At 60.4% G+C, this 17,174-nt stretch carries 14 protein-coding genes; 3 read left to right on the top strand and 11 right to left on the bottom strand.

Annotation, left to right across the window (positions count from 1 at the left end; translation table 11 throughout):
• The 5 genes from EOD15_RS11425 to tagH all read right to left on the bottom strand — a co-directional run.
• Positions 1-1,297: serine/threonine-protein kinase (locus tag EOD15_RS11425; protein WP_148129529.1), on the bottom strand; the 1,297-nt coding region annotated here is incomplete at its 3' end.
• Positions 1,297-2,076 (bottom strand): protein phosphatase 2C domain-containing protein, encoded by a 780-nt coding sequence (locus EOD15_RS11420; protein ID WP_127322632.1) that lies wholly within the window; start codon positions 2,074-2,076, stop codon positions 1,297-1,299. The genes EOD15_RS11420 and EOD15_RS11425, both read right to left, overlap by 1 nt.
• Before the next feature lie 165 nt (positions 2,077-2,241).
• Positions 2,242-5,799 carry a type VI secretion system membrane subunit TssM gene (gene tssM, locus EOD15_RS11415; RefSeq protein WP_127408491.1) on the bottom strand — a complete coding sequence of 1,186 codons (3,558 nt, stop codon included), beginning with the start codon at positions 5,797-5,799 and terminating at the stop codon, positions 2,242-2,244.
• 22 nt (positions 5,800-5,821) lie between these two features.
• Positions 5,822-7,321 carry a type VI secretion system protein TssL, long form gene (tssL, locus tag EOD15_RS11410; protein WP_127318112.1) on the bottom strand — a complete coding sequence of 500 codons (1,500 nt, stop codon included), beginning with the start codon at positions 7,319-7,321 and terminating at the stop codon, positions 5,822-5,824.
• 303 nt (positions 7,322-7,624) lie between these two features.
• Positions 7,625-8,671: a type VI secretion system-associated FHA domain protein TagH gene (gene tagH, locus EOD15_RS11405; RefSeq protein WP_127408490.1), complete on the bottom strand. Its 1,047-nt coding sequence runs from the start codon at positions 8,669-8,671 to the stop codon at positions 7,625-7,627.
• A gap of 240 nt (positions 8,672-8,911) precedes the next feature.
• On the opposite strand from tagH, the gene tssI reads away from it, so the two are divergent.
• The 3 genes from tssI to EOD15_RS11390 are packed head-to-tail and all read left to right on the top strand — an operon-like array spanning position 8,912 to position 12,016.
• Entirely contained in the window at positions 8,912-11,239 is a 2,328-nt protein-coding gene (tssI, locus tag EOD15_RS11400; RefSeq protein ID WP_127318110.1) for a type VI secretion system tip protein TssI/VgrG, read from the top strand.
• Positions 11,240-11,249: 10 nt separating this feature from the next.
• Entirely contained in the window at positions 11,250-11,672 is a 423-nt protein-coding gene (locus tag EOD15_RS11395) for a DUF6484 domain-containing protein (protein ID WP_127318109.1), read from the top strand.
• Positions 11,669-12,016: a hypothetical protein gene (locus tag EOD15_RS11390; protein ID WP_127318107.1), complete on the top strand. Its 348-nt coding sequence runs from the start codon at positions 11,669-11,671 to the stop codon at positions 12,014-12,016. The genes EOD15_RS11395 and EOD15_RS11390 overlap by 4 nt, the downstream gene beginning before the upstream one ends.
• A gap of 8 nt (positions 12,017-12,024) precedes the next feature.
• On the opposite strand, the gene EOD15_RS11385 is transcribed toward EOD15_RS11390, so the two are convergent.
• From EOD15_RS11385 to EOD15_RS11360, 6 genes are all read right to left on the bottom strand, one after another.
• Positions 12,025-12,948 carry a hypothetical protein gene (locus EOD15_RS11385; RefSeq protein ID WP_127318105.1) on the bottom strand — a complete coding sequence of 308 codons (924 nt, stop codon included), beginning with the start codon at positions 12,946-12,948 and terminating at the stop codon, positions 12,025-12,027.
• Positions 12,948-13,895, bottom strand: coding sequence for a DUF4150 domain-containing protein (locus EOD15_RS11380; RefSeq protein WP_027035528.1), 948 nt, complete (start codon positions 13,893-13,895; stop codon positions 12,948-12,950). The genes EOD15_RS11385 and EOD15_RS11380 overlap by 1 nt, the downstream gene beginning before the upstream one ends.
• Complete coding sequence (locus tag EOD15_RS11375) at positions 13,895-14,917, bottom strand: 3-oxoacyl-ACP synthase (protein WP_127318103.1); 1,023 nt, start codon at positions 14,915-14,917, stop codon at positions 13,895-13,897. Before EOD15_RS11375 ends, EOD15_RS11380 begins: the two co-directional genes overlap by 1 nt.
• A complete protein-coding gene (locus EOD15_RS11370) occupies positions 14,914-16,017 on the bottom strand; it encodes a DUF2169 domain-containing protein (RefSeq protein WP_127318101.1) in 1,104 nt (367 codons plus the stop codon). Before EOD15_RS11370 ends, EOD15_RS11375 begins: the two co-directional genes overlap by 4 nt.
• A complete protein-coding gene (gene tagF / locus EOD15_RS11365) occupies positions 16,017-16,544 on the bottom strand; it encodes a type VI secretion system-associated protein TagF (protein WP_127318099.1) in 528 nt (175 codons plus the stop codon). Before tagF ends, EOD15_RS11370 begins: the two co-directional genes overlap by 1 nt.
• Positions 16,541-17,174, bottom strand: a 634-nt coding sequence (locus EOD15_RS11360; RefSeq protein ID WP_281035555.1) for a type VI secretion IcmF C-terminal domain-containing protein, incomplete at its 5' end; no start/stop codon positions are given. The genes EOD15_RS11360 and tagF, both read right to left, overlap by 4 nt.

The following is a 17,174-nucleotide window of genomic DNA, read 5'->3' as shown; positions in this document are numbered from 1 at the left end:
GCTCAGGGGCGTTCGCGACTTTGTCGGCGAGGGTCGGCGCCGAAGTTTCCGGTGTAGGCTTTGACGGTTCGGGCGCGGAAAGCGATGTCTTGCCGGCAATCGGCGTTGCCGGCGTCATGAAGCCGCTCAGATACAGGCCCGCGCCTGAGGCGACAGCCAGTGTCGCCAGGGCAGCGATCGCGATAGTTCGGGTCTTTGTGGTTTTCTTGGGCATATCCGCAGTGACCGCGCGCGGAGGGCCGGCGACCCGCGAAGGCAGCGGTTCGGACAAATGAGCGGGCCGGACATGCGGGACGAAGCGCTGCTCGCCCGGGCCCGTTGCCGTCGGCGCGTTGCGTCCCGCGACATTGGATGCCTGGGCGCCCTTGGGATCAGGAGCAAGGGTTTGCCCGGCTGACCGGTTGCGGGGTGTGATGGACGTCGGCGGCGTTGTTCCTTCGTCTTCGCCACGCGTCATCCTGGCGATATCAGCCATGCTGACCGGCCGGTCTCGCGGATCCGGTTGCAGCATGGCTTCGACAATGTCACGAAAATCGTCGTCGATATCAGAGAGGTCAGGCACGGCCCGGCGCTTTTCGATGATCTCGAACTGCGATCCGCTCATGTCGATCGGTTTCCCGCGCAGAGCGGCAGCCAGCACCAGCCCAAGGCTGTAAATGTCGGACTGTTCACTGACGTCGCCGCTGTACAGCCCGAGCTGTTCGGGCGAAACGTAGTTGTACTTTCCCGCGAACTTCCCGCCGATCAGTGTCTCCCCGCCCACGGTCGCCGATCGCGCTATACCGAAATCGATGATCTTTGCGCGGTCGACCCGGCACCCCGGCAGGATGATATTGTCCGGCGAGAGGTCGCGATGGATTGCTCCCGCTTGATGCACGGCGCTCAGGCCGGATGCGAGGCGATGGCAGAGCTTGCGCACCTCATCCGTCGGCATCGGACCACGTCGCATGATGTCGTACAGCGACTCGCCGTCGACGAATTCCATGGCAAGGTAGGGACGGCCGATCCCGGGATCGATGGTGAAGACGTGGTATCGCACGACCGCATCATGCGACAGGTGGTTGAGGATCGAGGCCTCCTTGCGGAACAAGGACAAGATCGTCTGGTCACGGGCAAATTCGGGCAGCACGATCTTGATCGCGACATGGTCGCCGGTCTGGATGTTGTGGCCGCGATAGACCTCGCCCATGCCGCCGAATGCGATCCGTTCGTCAAGTTCGTAGATGCCGCTGAGCTGCGTACCGACAGCGGTGTTGGCCACTTGCGGCGATATTCGCGTCTTGTCATCGGCGCTCATCAGCCTCGGCCCTCCGCTCTGGACAGATCAGGGTGGAGCGATTGTCCATTGCGCCCGTTCCCAATCTTAACCAGCACAATGGTGACATTGTCCGTTCCGCCTCGCGCCAGAACCGTTTCCAGCAGGTTTTCTCCGGCCGCCTGAGGTGTAGCCGACACGACAGCGGCCTCGATCTCGGGGTCGGTGACATGTGCCGTCAGCCCATCGGTGGCCAGCACGAAAATGTCTCCCGGCATCAGTTCGCCCTGCTGGAAATCGATGACGAAGTCGTCACTGACCCCGATCGCATGTGTGATGACATTGCGGCGTGGCCAGGTGAGCGCCTCGGCCGCGCTGATCATGCCTCGATCCAAGAGTTCCTGCACTTCGGTGTGGTCTTTCGAAATCTGCGAGATCGCGGCGTTGCGGATCAGATAAACCCGGCTGTCGCCCGCCCACAGGCAGGCAAATCGTCCGTCCATCGCCAACAGGGCGGCGACCGTGGAGCCGATGGTGATGCCGCGCGATTCCGATATGCTGCGGATTTCGGCATTGGCCCGGCTCAGCCTGTCCTCGAAGCGGGCCCGAAGATCGGGTGCCGAGCTCGCAATGCCGATTGTTGACAGATGATCGACGATACTGGCGGAAGCGACCTCTCCGGCGTCATGTCCACCCATTCCGTCGGCTACCACCCAGAGGCCAGTTTGTGGCTCGACTAGATAGCTGTCTTCATTGAGCTCACGGACACAGCCTTTGTGGCTCACGCCGAAGCTTTCGATGGAAAGGGCGACAGTATTCAAATTGCCACCAAGCGCTTTTCAAGCGTCCTTCTGCGGCGCACCTTTGGACGCTCGCTGGCGCCACTTTGCCACAGGCTCGAACATTAAAGTACCGAAAACTAAGGAAAACCGGGGTTTGAACTCTGGTCAGCGGATCGGCGCCAGGATCAGCAGATCAAACCCATCTCAAAACGCCTTGGGACAGCTGAATCCGGAAAGGGCCGGGAGGAAGAAGTGGTTGGAGCCTGAACCTGTCTGGAGCGTATAAGTAACGTCGCGTCCGCCAATCACGAAGCGTGCTTGCATGTTGCTGTCGTGGCCGGTGACGGCAGCCTTGTCCAGAAGTCGCTTCAGGGCCCACGGCCCTTCGAACTTGATGGCGGATTCGCGGCCTGGCATCTCCGGCGTCAGGCTCAGACTGGCGGATCCGGAAGCCGTGCCGCTCGGCCAGGTCACTATGCTCGGCATGTTGCCCGCTTGGTTGCTCTGGACGGTCTGGCCGTCGACATCGAGCACCGCCGCATCGGCATCGCCATGCAGTGAGAACGGCGTGAAGGTCACGCTGACCGAGGGCACCGAACCGCCCTGGGGAAAGAAGGCGCTACGGATTTCGGCCGCCAGCTGGAAGTTCTTCAGCGTCGACTTCGACAGGTCGCGGCCGAAGCGAGCATCCTGTTTCCAGCTCCAGTCCTGACCGGTCATATCGATCAGCGATGCGAGGTTCTGTGCGAAGAACCGGTCCATCAGCCCGCCCGGAGCGAACAGTTTGGCGAAATCCGCCATCGCGATGTCCTCGGTGCCATTGCGGGCGAAAGGATAACGGCCGTTGACCGCCGCCTCGCAGGGCTGTGTGACCGTCTGGTCGAGCATCTGGTTCAAATTTGCCACCGAGGTCTCGGTGACGTTGCCTTCAAACTCGTCTGCCGTCGCATTGACCATCCGGCCGAGTTGCTTGGGCAGTCGCGAGACATTGGCGCGAAGGGTGGCTATCTGGAGCTGCAGGTTTGCGTTGACGCGTTCCGTCTGGGAGGGGACGTCGGTTGCCAGTTGCAGGCTCTGGTAGATATCGCGGAAATTCTGGGTCAAGGCATCGATCGGGCGGTGTCCGGCAGCACCGCTCACCAGGGCCTGGAACGGCCTGAATTGCGCTTCGATGTTGGCCCCGGGATTCTGGTTTTGCGCGCTTAAGGATTCTGTGCCGGCACGGGTGTGCGATTTTCCGATGGCGATTTGTATGCCGATGCGAGCCAGACCCTTGGCCGTGCTTGCTGCGTCCTGTAACTGGCCCGCGCCGCCTTCAACCGCGGTGGCTGAGTCCTTGCCGGAAGCAGCGTCCTGCGTCAGAGCGGTTTCGTCGGCGATCGCCGTAAACAGCAGTTCGATCGGCGAGGTTGGCGAGGCGACGGCGGAAAGCGCGATATAGCGCGGCTTGTCCTTCAGCATCGCTTTCAATTTCAACCCGTCGAGAACGCTGTTCCACGCCGTTGCGAACTCCTTGCCATAGCGGTCGAGAAGTTCGGGACCGAGCTTGGGCAACTCCTGATCGATGCCGCCTTGCTCGCCGCCGCCACCGAGGACCCACTGGTCGTCGGCGAGCGTCTGGGCAATGCGCGAGAGTTGCACGAGATAGAAGCTGTTGAAGCCGGCATAAGTATAGAGGCCGGGAACACGAAGGCCTGACAAATCGCCGCCATCGACCCGCTCGAACAGTAACGGGGCTTCCGGGCCGCTTTTCAGGGAAACAGAAAAATCATCCAGAGCTGCCGCGTATACTGCGGATTTGACCAAAGCCGAGGCACGGTCGGCAAGGCTCATGCGCCCGAGCGACCGTTGAGCGGCTTCGACGAGCGGCTGGTTGAGTTCGAAAACCGGATCGTAGGCGTCGTCCAAGGCAAGCATGGCACCCAGGTGCTTTTCGAGATGCTCGCGTCCTTCGCGGTTGTTTTCACCTGGATACCGGTTCTGCTCCCAATCCTGCTTCATCCAGGAAATGATCAACGCGTCGTCGACCTTCGGCGCCTTGCCGCCAAGCATCAGGTAGATTTTCAACGGCTCGTAGAGCGCGGCGGGATCGGCCATCCTGGCCTGGATCGTCCGCTCGGCCTGGATCAGCAGGCGCGATCGGAACATTCGTTCCAGCGCTTCCCGGTAAGCCGTCTTGGATGCCGAAAGAAGTCTCTCCCGCTGGCTGAGGCCGAACGTCTCCTCGATCGGTGTCGGCACGTCGCCGGTTTCGAACCCAGCCGGCAGATTGCGCAACTGGTCGAGCGGGCCAATGACGTTTTCGAGGTCGACATCGGTGACCTCGGTGCTTTTGAGCAACGCGTCCGCCGTCTGGCGATACTGGCTCATGGCCTGCGTGGTGGAGGCGATCAGCGACCTGTTGGCTGTGAAGCTCAGGGCCAGGGTGCCGAGGGCCGCCGCAGCGATCAACGCGATGGCGCCAAGGCCGGCGAACCTGGCGATCGTTGCACGTCTTACAGCTGATTTGTCATACGAAACCCATCCGGATTCGGCAAAAATGACGCCCGTCAGCAGATCGTGCAAAAAGAAGCTTTTGCCGGTTCCGGAAAGATGGGCGCGGGGGCTGCTGCCGAAATTGCGGCCGATCGCGCCCAACACCTGATCGATTGGGGTTCCCTCCTGCGTGCCTGAAGAGAAATAGAGTCCACGCAGGCTGACATTCACCTGGCTGCGGGTCGGATCGAACAGGCTGGCGATGAAATTCGCAATTCGCTCCTTCAGCGCGCCAAACTGCGCCGGAAAGCCAAAGACGGATATGCGCGCGACCGGATCAGCCTCTTCCTGAAGGCGGTCAGGTATCTCCTCTGCCAGGCGTCTTGCCAGTGTATCGAATTCGGCCGGAGCCTCGGCGGCCATATTCTTGTTGCGATCCGTGGTCTGGAATGTCGCACCCCAGACCTTGCGTCGGCGGGGCTCGTCGAAGCCGCCGAAGTAATCCATGAACCCTGAAACCAGGTCGGCCTTGGTGAACAGCAGGTACACCGGAAACTGGATTTTCAGCGTCTCGTGGATTTCCCGCAGACGACTGCGTATCTCGACGACGTGAGCGTCAAGCTGCTGATCGTCGAGGCTGACGAGGTCGGCGAGGCTGATGGCCAGGATGACGCCGTTTATCGGTTGCCGTGCGCGGGCTCTCTTGAGCAGTGACAAGAAGGCAAGCCAGCTCTTTTTGTCGGTCTCGGCATTGGAATCCTGCGTCGTGTAGCGTCCTGCTGTGTCGATCAGGACGGCCTGGTCGGTAAACCACCAGTCGCAGGAGCGTGTTCCGCCAACGCCCGCAACTGGCTGGGCATCACCCGAACCGGCCAGCGGAAAATTCAGACCCGAATTGACCAGCGCCGTTGTCTTGCCGGCGCCGGGCGGGCCGATGACGATGTACCAGGGGATCTCATAAAGGAAATTGCGTTTGCCGCTCGACCGCTTGAGCGCCGCCACGGCCTCATTCACGCGGGCTTCGAGCACCCGCGAGTCGTCATCGCGGTCGTCATTGCGCGCGACCACGGTTTCCAGCTCTTTTTGCGCTTTTCTCGCTTGCCAGAAACGCAGGCCGTAGAAAAGCGCGAGCGCTGCCACGATCACACCGATGATTGTGGCGCGCAGCCAGGCAGGTCCGAAAGGACGGGTATCGGCGAAGCGGATCAAGGGCCCGGCAAACCACACTGCCGCCGCAAAGCCGGCCAGCGCGATCATGCTGAATATCCGCAGCAGCCAACGCGTCATGGCCGCTCCCGACTGGCCGTGCTCACAATGTTTCCTCCTTGGCGATCATCACATCGACACGGCGGTTCTTGGTGCGGCCTTCCGGCGTCGCATTGTCGGCGATTGGCTCGTCCTCGCCCTTGCCGTCGACCGTCAATCGCGAAGGATCGCTGAACTTCGGTGCCATCATTGTCTTGACAGCTTTCGCTCTGGCGACGGAGAGATCGAAGTTGGACTTGAATGGGCTCGATTTCCGCGGCTTCACATTGTCCGTATGGCCGACAATCGTGATCGGTCCGCGCTCGGGTTCCAGGGCCGCGGCGATATCTGCGGCAACGGGCTGGAACTCCGGCTTCGCCTCGGCCCTGCCGGACTGGAACAGCAGGAGATTGTTGATTTCCACAACGATGAAGTCGCCCTTCGTGCCGATGGTCAGCCCGCCGCCTTCGACTTCCTTGGCCAGTGCCGAACGGATGCGATCGATCTGCGTGGTTGTGGCGACGGGTGGGACGACTTTCGCCGGCTCCGCCAACGGCGCCACGCTGGCCCGTTCGATGGTAATCGGCGGCGATGGGTTGAGTGCCAGCAATTCACCGGCGGCAGCTTCGCCTTCGTTGGTGATGAAGACCCGCAGTGCGAAGAATGCAGCAGTCAGCAGCGCTGACGCAGCTGCCGCGACGACCCAGAGCGGCAGGCGTGTCGACGACTGCGTCATGGTCGACGCCAAGCCTTGCCAGCGGGGCGAGATGTCCGCGTCCGCGCGTGCCCTGAAATAGCGAAGCGTTTCGTAGACGTCGCGCCGAACGCGTTCGAGATTGCTGTCTTCGCGCGCCAGGCCCCGGTACTGGCCCTCGAACCCCAGCGACAGGCAGACATGCATCAGTTCGAGCAGATCGTAGTGTGCCTCGGGATTGGCCAGGACCTTGTTCAGCGCTTCGAAGAAGCCTGTGCCGCTGGGCTCGACGTGAAAGAACTGCGACAGCATGCTGTGCTGCGCCCAAGTGTCTTTCTGTGGCCAAGGCAGGTTGCCGACGAGATCGTCGGCGGTTTCGCAGAGGATGAATTTCGCAATCCGCGCATCCTCTTCGGCAACACCTGAGTTCTCGACTGTCCTGTCGAACCTATCGATCGCCTCAGTGACATGTTCGGCCAACGGCTCGGCTTGTTTCTCGACGGGGATAAGCCTGAACTGGCCGAACAGCATCAGCAATGGTGCGGCCGCGGCAAGGATCGGGTTTGCCGCGGAATATCTGACACTGTCCGTGACATTGAGCAGGGTCTCCTGCCGCAGAGCTGCCTCGGAAGCGCCGCTTCCTGCCGAAGCGGAAGGGGCTCCTTGATAAATCACTGTCCCGGATGCCCAGCCCGGCGGTGTATGCCGGCCGATGCCGGGATCGAATACGGTCGAATTCTTAATCAGCGAGGTTTGCCCGTCATCCGCGACGGGCACTTGAGGGACCGGCGCCGGTTTTCGCTCACGCCGTGGAGGGGCGCGAATGACGGTCTTGCCCGCCGGGCCGAAAGGGTCGTCCTTCGAACTCATGGACGATCGTCCGTGCAGGCGGTGTGCCCGCGACTGGGTGAGACAGGCGCAAAACGGTTTCTCGTCAGGTGAAGGAAACGCAAACCCTGCCGACCCTGACAGTGTCCGGAGGAAGGTAGGCTATATCTTACTATCCCGCCGAAAGATGACATTTGCCGCAGACCCCCAGGTCGATCAGCCTTAGCCGCTTAGCGAATTGTCGTATACGATCGTAATCTCACAAACTCTCGATTGGAACCGGATGCCGCGCACCAAAGAGGTTTTCTTCGTCGACTTCAGCCTCGCATCCCCCTTTGGGCCTGTCTATTTCTGCTTGTCGGCCTTGGCATAGGCCTCGCTGAAATAGGCCAGGAATATGTCCAGCATGCCGTTCTCGTGGGCTTCCTCCATGGTTCGCCAGGTCGCGACAAAAGCGTCCCAGGCCTGGCTTTTCTTCGACGAGAACGATGTCGGGGGGAGTTTCTTTCCGATCGCCTCGGGCGACAGATCGTCGAGCAGCCGCGACAGCGCAGCTTGCATGGCGGCATAGGTGGCGAATTCGTGCGTCTTGAGATCGCGGAATGCATCTTCGATGCTGCGCCTGGCATCCAGATAGCCGGCCCTGCGGCGGGCGAACATGATTTTGCGGATGTCGTCGGTTCCCGGGACGAACTTCAGGGGGGTGTTGTCGGCGGCGCTAATCATCGTCCGTTGTGTGCTCTTGGCCAGTATTTTCGCGGCCGCGCGCGCTTTCAAAAGCATGGTCAGTTCCTCGACCACAGTCCGCAGGACCGTGCCGATTTCGGCGGCAACTTCATGCGGATCGCGCGATTGAAGCAATTCCGGCGAGATGCCGGCCGCGATCGCGATTTCCCGCAGCACTTCGTCTCTGGTCGAGGGGAGAGGCGGTTGCGACGAGAACGCCGGAGCCGGAACCCGCTGCCCGGACTGTTGCTCCGAAGGAGTGAAGAACGGCTCGGCGGCGAATTCGAGCGGCCGGCCTGTCGCGGCCGGCATTTCTCGTTGTGTCGAACTGATATGGCCTGTTGTGGCGCGCTCGTCGTCGATCGATACGAAGATGACATAGCGGCCGATCAGCACCCGGTCGCCATGGCTCAGCCGATGCGGGCCGGTCATGCGCTGGCTCGATCCGTTGATGTAGGTTCCGTTGCGCGAGACATCGTGCAGCCAGAAAGCGCCTGCCTCGTAGCGAACCTCGCAATGCCGGCCGGAGATGAACTTGTCGGGGTCCGGCAAGGTCCAATCACAAGCCTCGCGTCCGATTTCGAAGCCGCGATCACGCGCCGCGTAACTGGTCGAGATGCCCGCAGGCAAGGCGTCGACATTGTTGATTTGCAGACTGATATACATCGAGGATCGCCGTCGAACGCTGATCGATACTCCACATTCTAGCAGTTTGCACATCCAACAGGACAGCGGCGTTTCGAGCCAATGCATCGGCAAGGTAAGGTTTTTCCGCTGTGCATCTCTTTGGTCGGCCGGACAACATGTGGTAGGCTCAACATAGCCTGGTGCGGCGGGCCAAAAAGTTCCTGGATGCGGGAACTTCAAACCCACTGCCGGCGGCCGCGTCCAGGAGGGGCACGACCCATGCCGAACGAACGTGCCACGGTTGTGCAAACACCGGTTGGCGCCGAGCTGTTGACCTTCACGCATCTTGTCGGTCGCGATGAGATCAGCCGTTGTTTGGCCTATACGGTAGGGTTCGTCAGCCCCAGCCCCGATATCGATCCGCTGAAGATGCTGGGGGGTGTCGTTTCGGTGGAAGGCGAATCCGATCCGAAACGTTGGTTCAGCGGCCTTGTGTCCGAGTTTCGCCTGACCCGCATAGAAGACCGGCTGGCCTACTACGAAGCGGTCGTCAGGCCGTGGCTCTGGTTCCTCGGCAACACCACCGATTGCCGTATTTTCCAGAACAAGAGCGTCGTCGACATCGTCAAGGACGTCTTCAAGAAATACAGCACGGCGGAGTTCGATCTGCGTCTGCAGGGTTCCTACCCTCAGCGCGAATACTGCGTGCAATATGACGAGACCGATCTGGATTTCGTCCAGCGGCTGCTCGAGCATGAAGGCATCCTGTATTTTTTCGAGCATGACGAGGGCAAACACACGCTTGTCCTGACCGATGCGATGAGCAAGCTGAAGCCGGCGCCGGGCTACGAGCAAGTACCTTATCATTTTGAAGGGCAGGGCTCCCGGCGCGATGTCGAATACATCACCGAATGGATACCGGGCAGTTCGGTGCGTCCGGGCGCCTATGCCCACACCGACTATGATTTCAAGAAGCCGGGCGCCGACCTTATGGCCAAGTCGGCCCAGCCTTTCAGTCACAAGCTGGCCGCCGGCGAAAACTACCGCCAGCCCGGCGCGCATCTCGAAGTCGGCCGGGGCGACAACCTGGCCGCGATCCGACGCGAGGAAATCCAGGCCGTCCACCAGCGTATCGCCGCGGTCGGCACCGTGCGCGGCCTGTTTTCGGGCTGTACGTTCAAGCTCGATGGCTTTCCGCGCGAGGACCAGAACCAGGAGTATCTGGTGGTCAGCGCCGAATACAGGCTGTTCGATCCGGGATACAGAAGCCATGCCGACGTCGACAGCGAGAACTTCAAGGTGATCCTGGGCGTGGCGCCGACCGCCTTGCCCTATCGTCCGCCACGGATCACGCCCCGACCGATCATGCGTGGGCCGCAGACGGCGACCGTGGTCGGTCCGTCAGGCCAGGAAATATTCACCGACAAATACGCCAGGGTGAAGGTGCAATTCCACTGGGATCGCCTGGGCAAGAAGGACGAGAACAGCTCCTGTTTCGTGCGGGTCTCACAGACCTGGGCCGGCAGCGGCTGGGGCTTCATCCAGATACCGCGCATCGGCCAGGAGGTGATCGTCGACTTTATCGAAGGCGACCCTGACCTGCCGATCATCACCGGCCGGGTCTATAATGCCTCGCAGATGCCGCCCTATGGCCTGCCGGCGAGTGCCACGCAATCCGGCTGGAAGTCGGACTCCTCGCTCGGCGGCGGCGGCTACAACGAGCTGATGTTCGAGGACAAGGCCGGCTCCGAGCTGGTCAATTTCCAGGCGCAGAAGGATCACCACCTTCTGATCAAGCATGACCGAACCAAGCTGGTGCAGCACGATCAGTCGGACCGCATCGACCACGACGCCAAGCATTCCGTCGGCCACAACCTCGACGAGGACGTCGGCAACAACAAGACAGTTAAGGTCGGCGTCGACCAGACAACCGACATCGGCAAGAACGATACCGAGACGGTGGGCGTCAATCGCTCGCTTACGGTAGGGTCGAACGAGACGATCAATATCGGGTCGAACTCGACGGAGACGATCGGGTCCAATCACACGCAGACCGTCGCGATCGTCCAGACCATTACGGTCGGCGCCGCCCGTGTCGACAGCGTCGGAGCATCCGAGACCAGGACCGTGGGTGGCCCGCAGGCCAATACAATCGGCGCGACACGGTCGGTTACGGTGGGTGCGGCGCAGAGCCATAGCATTGGTGCCGACGACAACTGGTCGGTGGGCGCGAACCAGAGCGTGCAGGTGGCGGCGGATCAAAGTTTCAAGGTCGGCGGAGCCCATTCCTCGCAGATCGGCAAAGGGCGAAACGCCAAAATCGCCGAGGATGACGCGACCAATGTCGGCGGCGCGCGCTCCCTGAAGATAGCCAAGGGAAGCCTTGTCGAGATTGGCGAGGACGGTGCCATCAAGATCGGCAAAGATTTGTTGATCGAGGCTGGCGACTCCATCGTGATCAAGTGTGGCTCGGCCGCGATTTCGATGAAGAAGGACGGCACCATCAATATTGAAGGCAAGGACATTTCCGTCAAAGGCTCGGGCAAGATCAACGTGAAGGCTTCAAGCGACATCACGATGAAAGGTTCGGAGATCAAGCAGAATTGAGGGCGGCTGGATGACCAAGACTCGGAAGCGGATCGAAGGGGTGATAATCGGAGTTTTTCTCGGCTTCGATGACGAAGCACCGCTCGTCGTATTCCCGGGCAATACAAGGGAGACCGCGGTAAGAGCCCGAAGCCTGGCCGAAATGAGTTCGGATATGATCGGCTCCGAGGTCGCGCTCCTGTTTGAAGACGGAGATGTTGGTCGACCACTGATTGTGGGGCGCATTGTAGAGCCAAGCCGCAAGCCGCGGGCGCAAGTCAAACGCGACGGCGAACAGGTAAGGATAGTGGGTGAAGAACGAATAGAATTGCGCTGTGGTAAGGCCACGATCATCATGGAAAAAGACGGCCATATCATTATCCGCGGCACATACGTTACGAGCCACGCAAGCGCCACCAACCGTATCCGTGGCGGCTCGGTGAACCTGAACTGATGGCAGCGCCGATCTTGCGCGAGATCGTCCGCCAGCATGCCGAAATGGCGGCGTTTCTATGGACGATCTACGACCATCACCTGCTCCACCCCGAGGAAAATCCGGAGATGGACGAAGTGCGTCTTGCCCGCTTGATTGAAAGGTTGGAGGCTCATCTGGACGGTTTGCGGGTAGCCGGAGATCAAGGTCGAAAAATTGCGCAGGAGCGCTTTGAGGAGTTCTCGGAAGCGGGTGAACTCTTCGTGTTGCGGATGCTGGCCGCACCAAAACCGATCCAGATTGTGGATCTGGACCTTCCCAAAGTTAGAGAATATCTGGCGGTGACCCTGAAACAGAACCGATGACCCCCATCCTATCGGTAGTTGTTGATGTCGACCGTTCGAAGGAAGATATTGCCGTCATAGCCCATTTCGAAACCGGACCAGTCAGTGCCGTCGAACAGAAAGAATTCGTGCCAGCCTGCAACAACAAGAAATTCCTCGGTCGCGTTCATGGTAAAACCTTGTTCCGTTTCGAGCAGAGGCACGAGTTCGCGTCCCTTCTGCACCGAAACGCCGTAGCTCATGTCCGACCAGTAGCGTTTGCCGCGGAACTCGCAGATATCGTAATAGTCGACCTCGTTGGCCTTCAACGCAATCAGCTGGCTGTCACGCAATTCGTAGGCTGCCCCGTTCGCCCCGCCGAGATAGACCTCACCCTGAGGTCCGGCCAGGACGGTATTGAAATTCTCCTCGACGCCCACATCGATACGATTCCAGCGCCGTCCGTCGAGTCTCAGCAGAAGCCCGCGGTCGCCGGCGCAATACACCGGACTTCCGTCACGACCGTGGATATCGTTGAGCACGGCTTCGTCGAAGGTCTCCAACTGCCCCCATTGGCCCCGCTCACGCAGATAGCTTACGCCAAGATCTCCGATCGCAAAGATCCGGTCGCGCGATGGGGCCCACAGGCGCGTCAGTGCGCCTTCGCGCAGTTCCGTGCGTGATGCCGAACCAGGCGGAAGGTCGTGGATGATCCCTCCAAGCTCAAGCGCAACATGGTCTTGCGGCCCAAAACTGACATGGGACCGGATCGCGTCCTCGATCTGAAGCCGTGCATTGAAACGAATGGTCGCCCCAAGCTCAATTTCCAGGAGATAGGACCGGCTGAATTCGTCATCGGGATCGCTCAGTTCGAAACTGGCGCTGAAGCGATTGCCGCCGTGATGATATCCGTCCACGGCCTGGACATCGATTTCCTCTGGGTCAAAGTCGGCGATCGTTTCGGGCTCACGCATCACTTCTTCCTTATCGGTTTTGCCAGTATCTGGGCGGGGGTCGGTTTCGGGGCTCTGGCGCAATCGATGAGGTAGTCGATGAGCACGAGCTTCAGGCATTCGAGCGCGTCGTCTTTCTCCTTTTTGGTGCAGCTCTGCAGCTTCTCGTGATGGTCGCCGACAGCCTGCTGCACCTCCTTGATCGCATCGCCTAAGGTCGGACTGCGCTTCTTCTTCAGGAAATCGCGGACTTTCTTTGTCTTTTTGTTGTGCGGCGAGCCGCGTTTCGACCCAGAACCGGATTTGCGGTATCCGGTCTTGGTTTTCTTGTAGGACTCCATGCAAATGCAGGGCGCGGTGTTGACGTCGTAATTTCCCCAGCCGGAATAGTTATCGCCGCCGCGACTCCTCTGGAACATCTGATTTTCAAAGCAGTGCTCGGATTCCGTCGGGTGCGCACAATCGGAATCCTTGTGTTGATGCACATATATACCCACGTTATTTAAAATCGTTGCACAGTCCTGCCCACTGACAGTTATGGCGGCCGTGTGCGGCCATGTAACCGTATTGCCAGTCGGCGATGCATGGTTGTTTGTGGCAAGATCTGTCATACGTATGACAGGCTCGCCATCAAACTTCACATCGTTAGACCATGAGTTGAAATACCCCTTTCCCGTATTTTTCGATGTGATGACACCTTTTTTTGCGGCACAGCCAGCCTCCGTCCCAGACGTTCTGGACAGGTCGGATTTGTTCTTGATGTTGACGGTCTTGCCGCCGATCTTGACGGTGCCGGTCCCTTGCTCTGTGTCGCTGCCCAATCCGAAACTAGGGTAGGGGATGGGCACGCCGGGCGGCGTTGCGGGGTTTTCCGGAGGTGTAAAGCAAACATCCGGGAATGCGGCGATGGTCTGGGCGTTCACGGCTTTGCCGGAAATTTCCAGGCCGTTGGCGAACACCCCGCCCATTACGCGGCCCTCGATGCCACGATAGCTGCGCCGCAGGCGCCGGCATCGTTCGATGCCTCGATCAAAACCGGATTTCCGGCAGCGTAGCCCTTGCGTGCCGCGGTGAAAGCCATGCCAAGCATGAGTGGCACCACGGCAGCTCCGACATTGCCGAGGGACTCGCCTGGCGACCAGATGTCTTGAAACTCATGCCTTCCTCGCAGTAAGCGCAGGCTGGCAAGAGCGCTTTGCTTGAACCAGTACTGTTCTCCTACGAGGTCAGCGATCCGGTACCCGAGCCGGTTCATTTCGATACCGGTTTCTTCGAATGCCGCGCGATAAGCAGCCGTCATGCCGTCACCGCGCAAAGGCAAATCTTCAGTGTTGTAGATCGATGCATTTTCGCGAGAGAGCCCAAGCCCAAATAGCCGAAGACCGCCCTGTCGACCCTGGGTGCAAATGATCGCCGCCGCCGCCTCCCCAGGTATGAACCCGTTCGGATTTTGCGGCGTAAGGAGACGATTGCAGGAGATATAGTGCGTGACTGTCTGGCTTTTCAGATAACTATCGACGCCGGCAATCATCACAAAGGGCACCTCGCCTGATGCCAGCAACCGGCGAGCATGTTCCAATGCGACAACGCCTGCAGGTCGTCCGTGCGCTATTATTCTGGAGCGTGCATGCGGTTCGACCTCAACAATTTCTGCAACGCTCCTAAGCAAAGCGGAATTGTCGCTGACAGGCCGGCCGGGCCGCTCTTCCTCGGGAAGGCATAAGATCAGTGCCGTTTGGCCGCGTGCTTCCGGCACGCTTTCGAACGCTTCGCAAATAGCACCAGCCGCCAGATGCGCCATGCGCCTGTCACCAATCCAATTGCGCGGTAACGCGATTGGCGCACCGGTTAGCCACTCGCCGGCGGAGCCCCGAAGTCGCGTTTGCTGGAAACCGTCGAGTCTTGCACGCATTGCCGCGCAAGCTGACGGCGCGTCGAGGCCGACAGCCGTAACCATGCCTATCGAGACGATGTCGAGTTGCGCACTCATGCGTCTTCATTCTCTCGTGCGGGCGTGATGTGGCCAACACGAACATATTGTTTTCCCTTGAGCCTCGCTCTCAGCATGGCCGGCGTTGGCGGACCTACCCAGCACTCCGAGAAATCGAGGATGGTCTTGTGAATGCGCTGCGAGAGGCGCCAGACGAGCGAGAAGCGGCGTCTTTCTGGGTCGAGCAGAACGGTGTCTGGAAATATGTCGGCCTCATAGGCCTTTTGCCTGCCTTTGAACAACGTCATCGGCAATGCTGCCGACGGTAGGCGAAAGCTCACTCGCCCTTCGGGAGCCAGGTTCACAAGCACCACCTCTTCGCCGCCTCGCGGATTGTCGATCTGCTGGTCAGGCGGCGCCATCTGGAAATAGCGCTCGTCGAAATCCGGCGGCAGGAACGGAAAGATGTTCTTGGCCCAATTGTCGTCGTAAGTGCCGCCATACTCGATCCGGCCCGGCCATCCGCGGCCCATCGGGCCAAAGCTCATCGGTTTGTAATCACCGAAGGGAGAGCGGATGTCTTCGTCGACAGCTTGCGTGTTCGGTAGCCGCAGCCCGGGTACGAGGCGCTGGTTCCTGGTTCGGGACCAGCCGGTTCCGACCGGGTTGTATTTGTAGCTGGCGGGAAGTTTGTCCTCCGGGTCCAACCTGTCGACGCCGCCCCAGGCAACGTCGTAGGAAATGGGCAGTTTCAGGAAGGGTTGCGGCGATGTGGCGGTAAAAACCGGCCCGATCGAGCGCCATTCGCGGTGGCCGACAACCTCGAACAGTTTTGACCAATTACCAACCTTGATGCCGACCGGCACGCGCTCTGCCGGGCGCCCGCCCGGCGCATAGGCGCAGCCATTGGCGATCACGTCGCAGCGTGGTTTGCGGAAGGCGAAGTCGGTCTCCCAGAGCGTGGCCGAGTAGCCGGCCACGCCGGTCTGTGTGTCGGCCATCACCAGGGGCACCTGTTCCGCTGATTTTCGCACCAGTCCGCCCGGCTCGGCGGGGAAGTCGAACGTGCCTTTGGCGACCACGACAATCCACTCATGGCCGGCCTTGTCCATGCCCATGGTGAATTGGTGCGGATACCCCATCTGGTTCAAGATCCGCATCAGTTGGTCTCCCAGCTGGCGGCGAGAATCTGCTTCAGCGTCGCTTGCGGCGATTGCGGATCGATGTCGAAAATGTCCGAACGGGCGGTCCACATCACCATACCGCTGATGACCTCGTCGTCGGCCTCGACAGGAGGCACCGGCAGTCCGCTCAATACTGTATCCAGTTCGTCCGGCGTCAGCTCGCCGTGCTGGGCGGCGATGGCCGCTTCTTCGATCTCGGCAAACCACGCCTCGGCGTCAGCCAGCCGAACCGGAGCTTCAGCAAGCTGCGCGACGACGCTCAAAGGGAATTGCCTGCCGACCCTGTCGGCGCTCTGCACAATGATGCCCGCCGATGCGCCGAAGCAAGCCGGGCCAGCCAGGAAGCGCAGCGCGGTTGTGCTCGGCCAAAATTCCGAGCCGAACAGCGGGACGAGATGCTGCGCCAGCCAACGGTCCCAGCCGCGAACAAAGTCGCCCGGCAGCCGCCGTGTCACGAAATCTCCGGTGGCGGGCATTTTGCCGTAAAAGCCAGGCAGCTTCATATCTGCGGCGGACATGAGAATTTCTTGAACATTTGCAGGTTGTAGGGATTTTCGACGCTGGCGGCCTTGAGCTCGAAATCGGCGTACATGCCTTTCGTCCCCAGGCGCAGGCTGTAGACATCCGACAGCGAAGTGCCGGTGAATCGGCCGCTGCGCAGTATCCTCAGCCACGCCCAGCTGCCGGTCTCGTTGAGCATGATTTCGGGCGAACCATCGATGGGCTGGAAGGCGAGCGAGATCACCCCGGTGCCGTCCTTGCCGGGCCAGGTCATCGGTTGCGGCCGCGTCGCGTTGTTGAAGTAGACGAGGGTCTGGCCATCGAGATTGAGCGTTACGCGCGTGACGTTCGGAGACAGGTCCTTGGGTTCCAGCGTGAAGCTCATCACCGGTCCTGTACCGCCGGGAAAGAGATCGTCGCGTATCCGCCTGGCCTGCTCGAAAGCCGCCAGCGCCGAAGGGTCGAGGCCGAAATCGGCACGCCATTTCCACGGCTGGCTGGCGGTGTCGACATAGCTGATCAAATGGTCGTTGGTGAACGCGTCGATCAGGCCCGCCGGTCCGAACAGGCGGGCGAAGTCGCGGACATTGACGTCCACCGCGCTTTCGGGACTGAACGGATAGCGGTCGTTG

Origin of the sequence: Mesorhizobium sp. M7A.T.Ca.US.000.02.2.1, assembly GCF_003996995.1 — a bacterium.
In the GTDB taxonomy this organism is placed as follows: domain Bacteria; phylum Pseudomonadota; class Alphaproteobacteria; order Rhizobiales; family Rhizobiaceae; genus Mesorhizobium.
The sequence above is the reverse complement of the archived record's forward strand: the minus strand, read 5'-3'. Positions and strand labels throughout refer to the sequence as shown.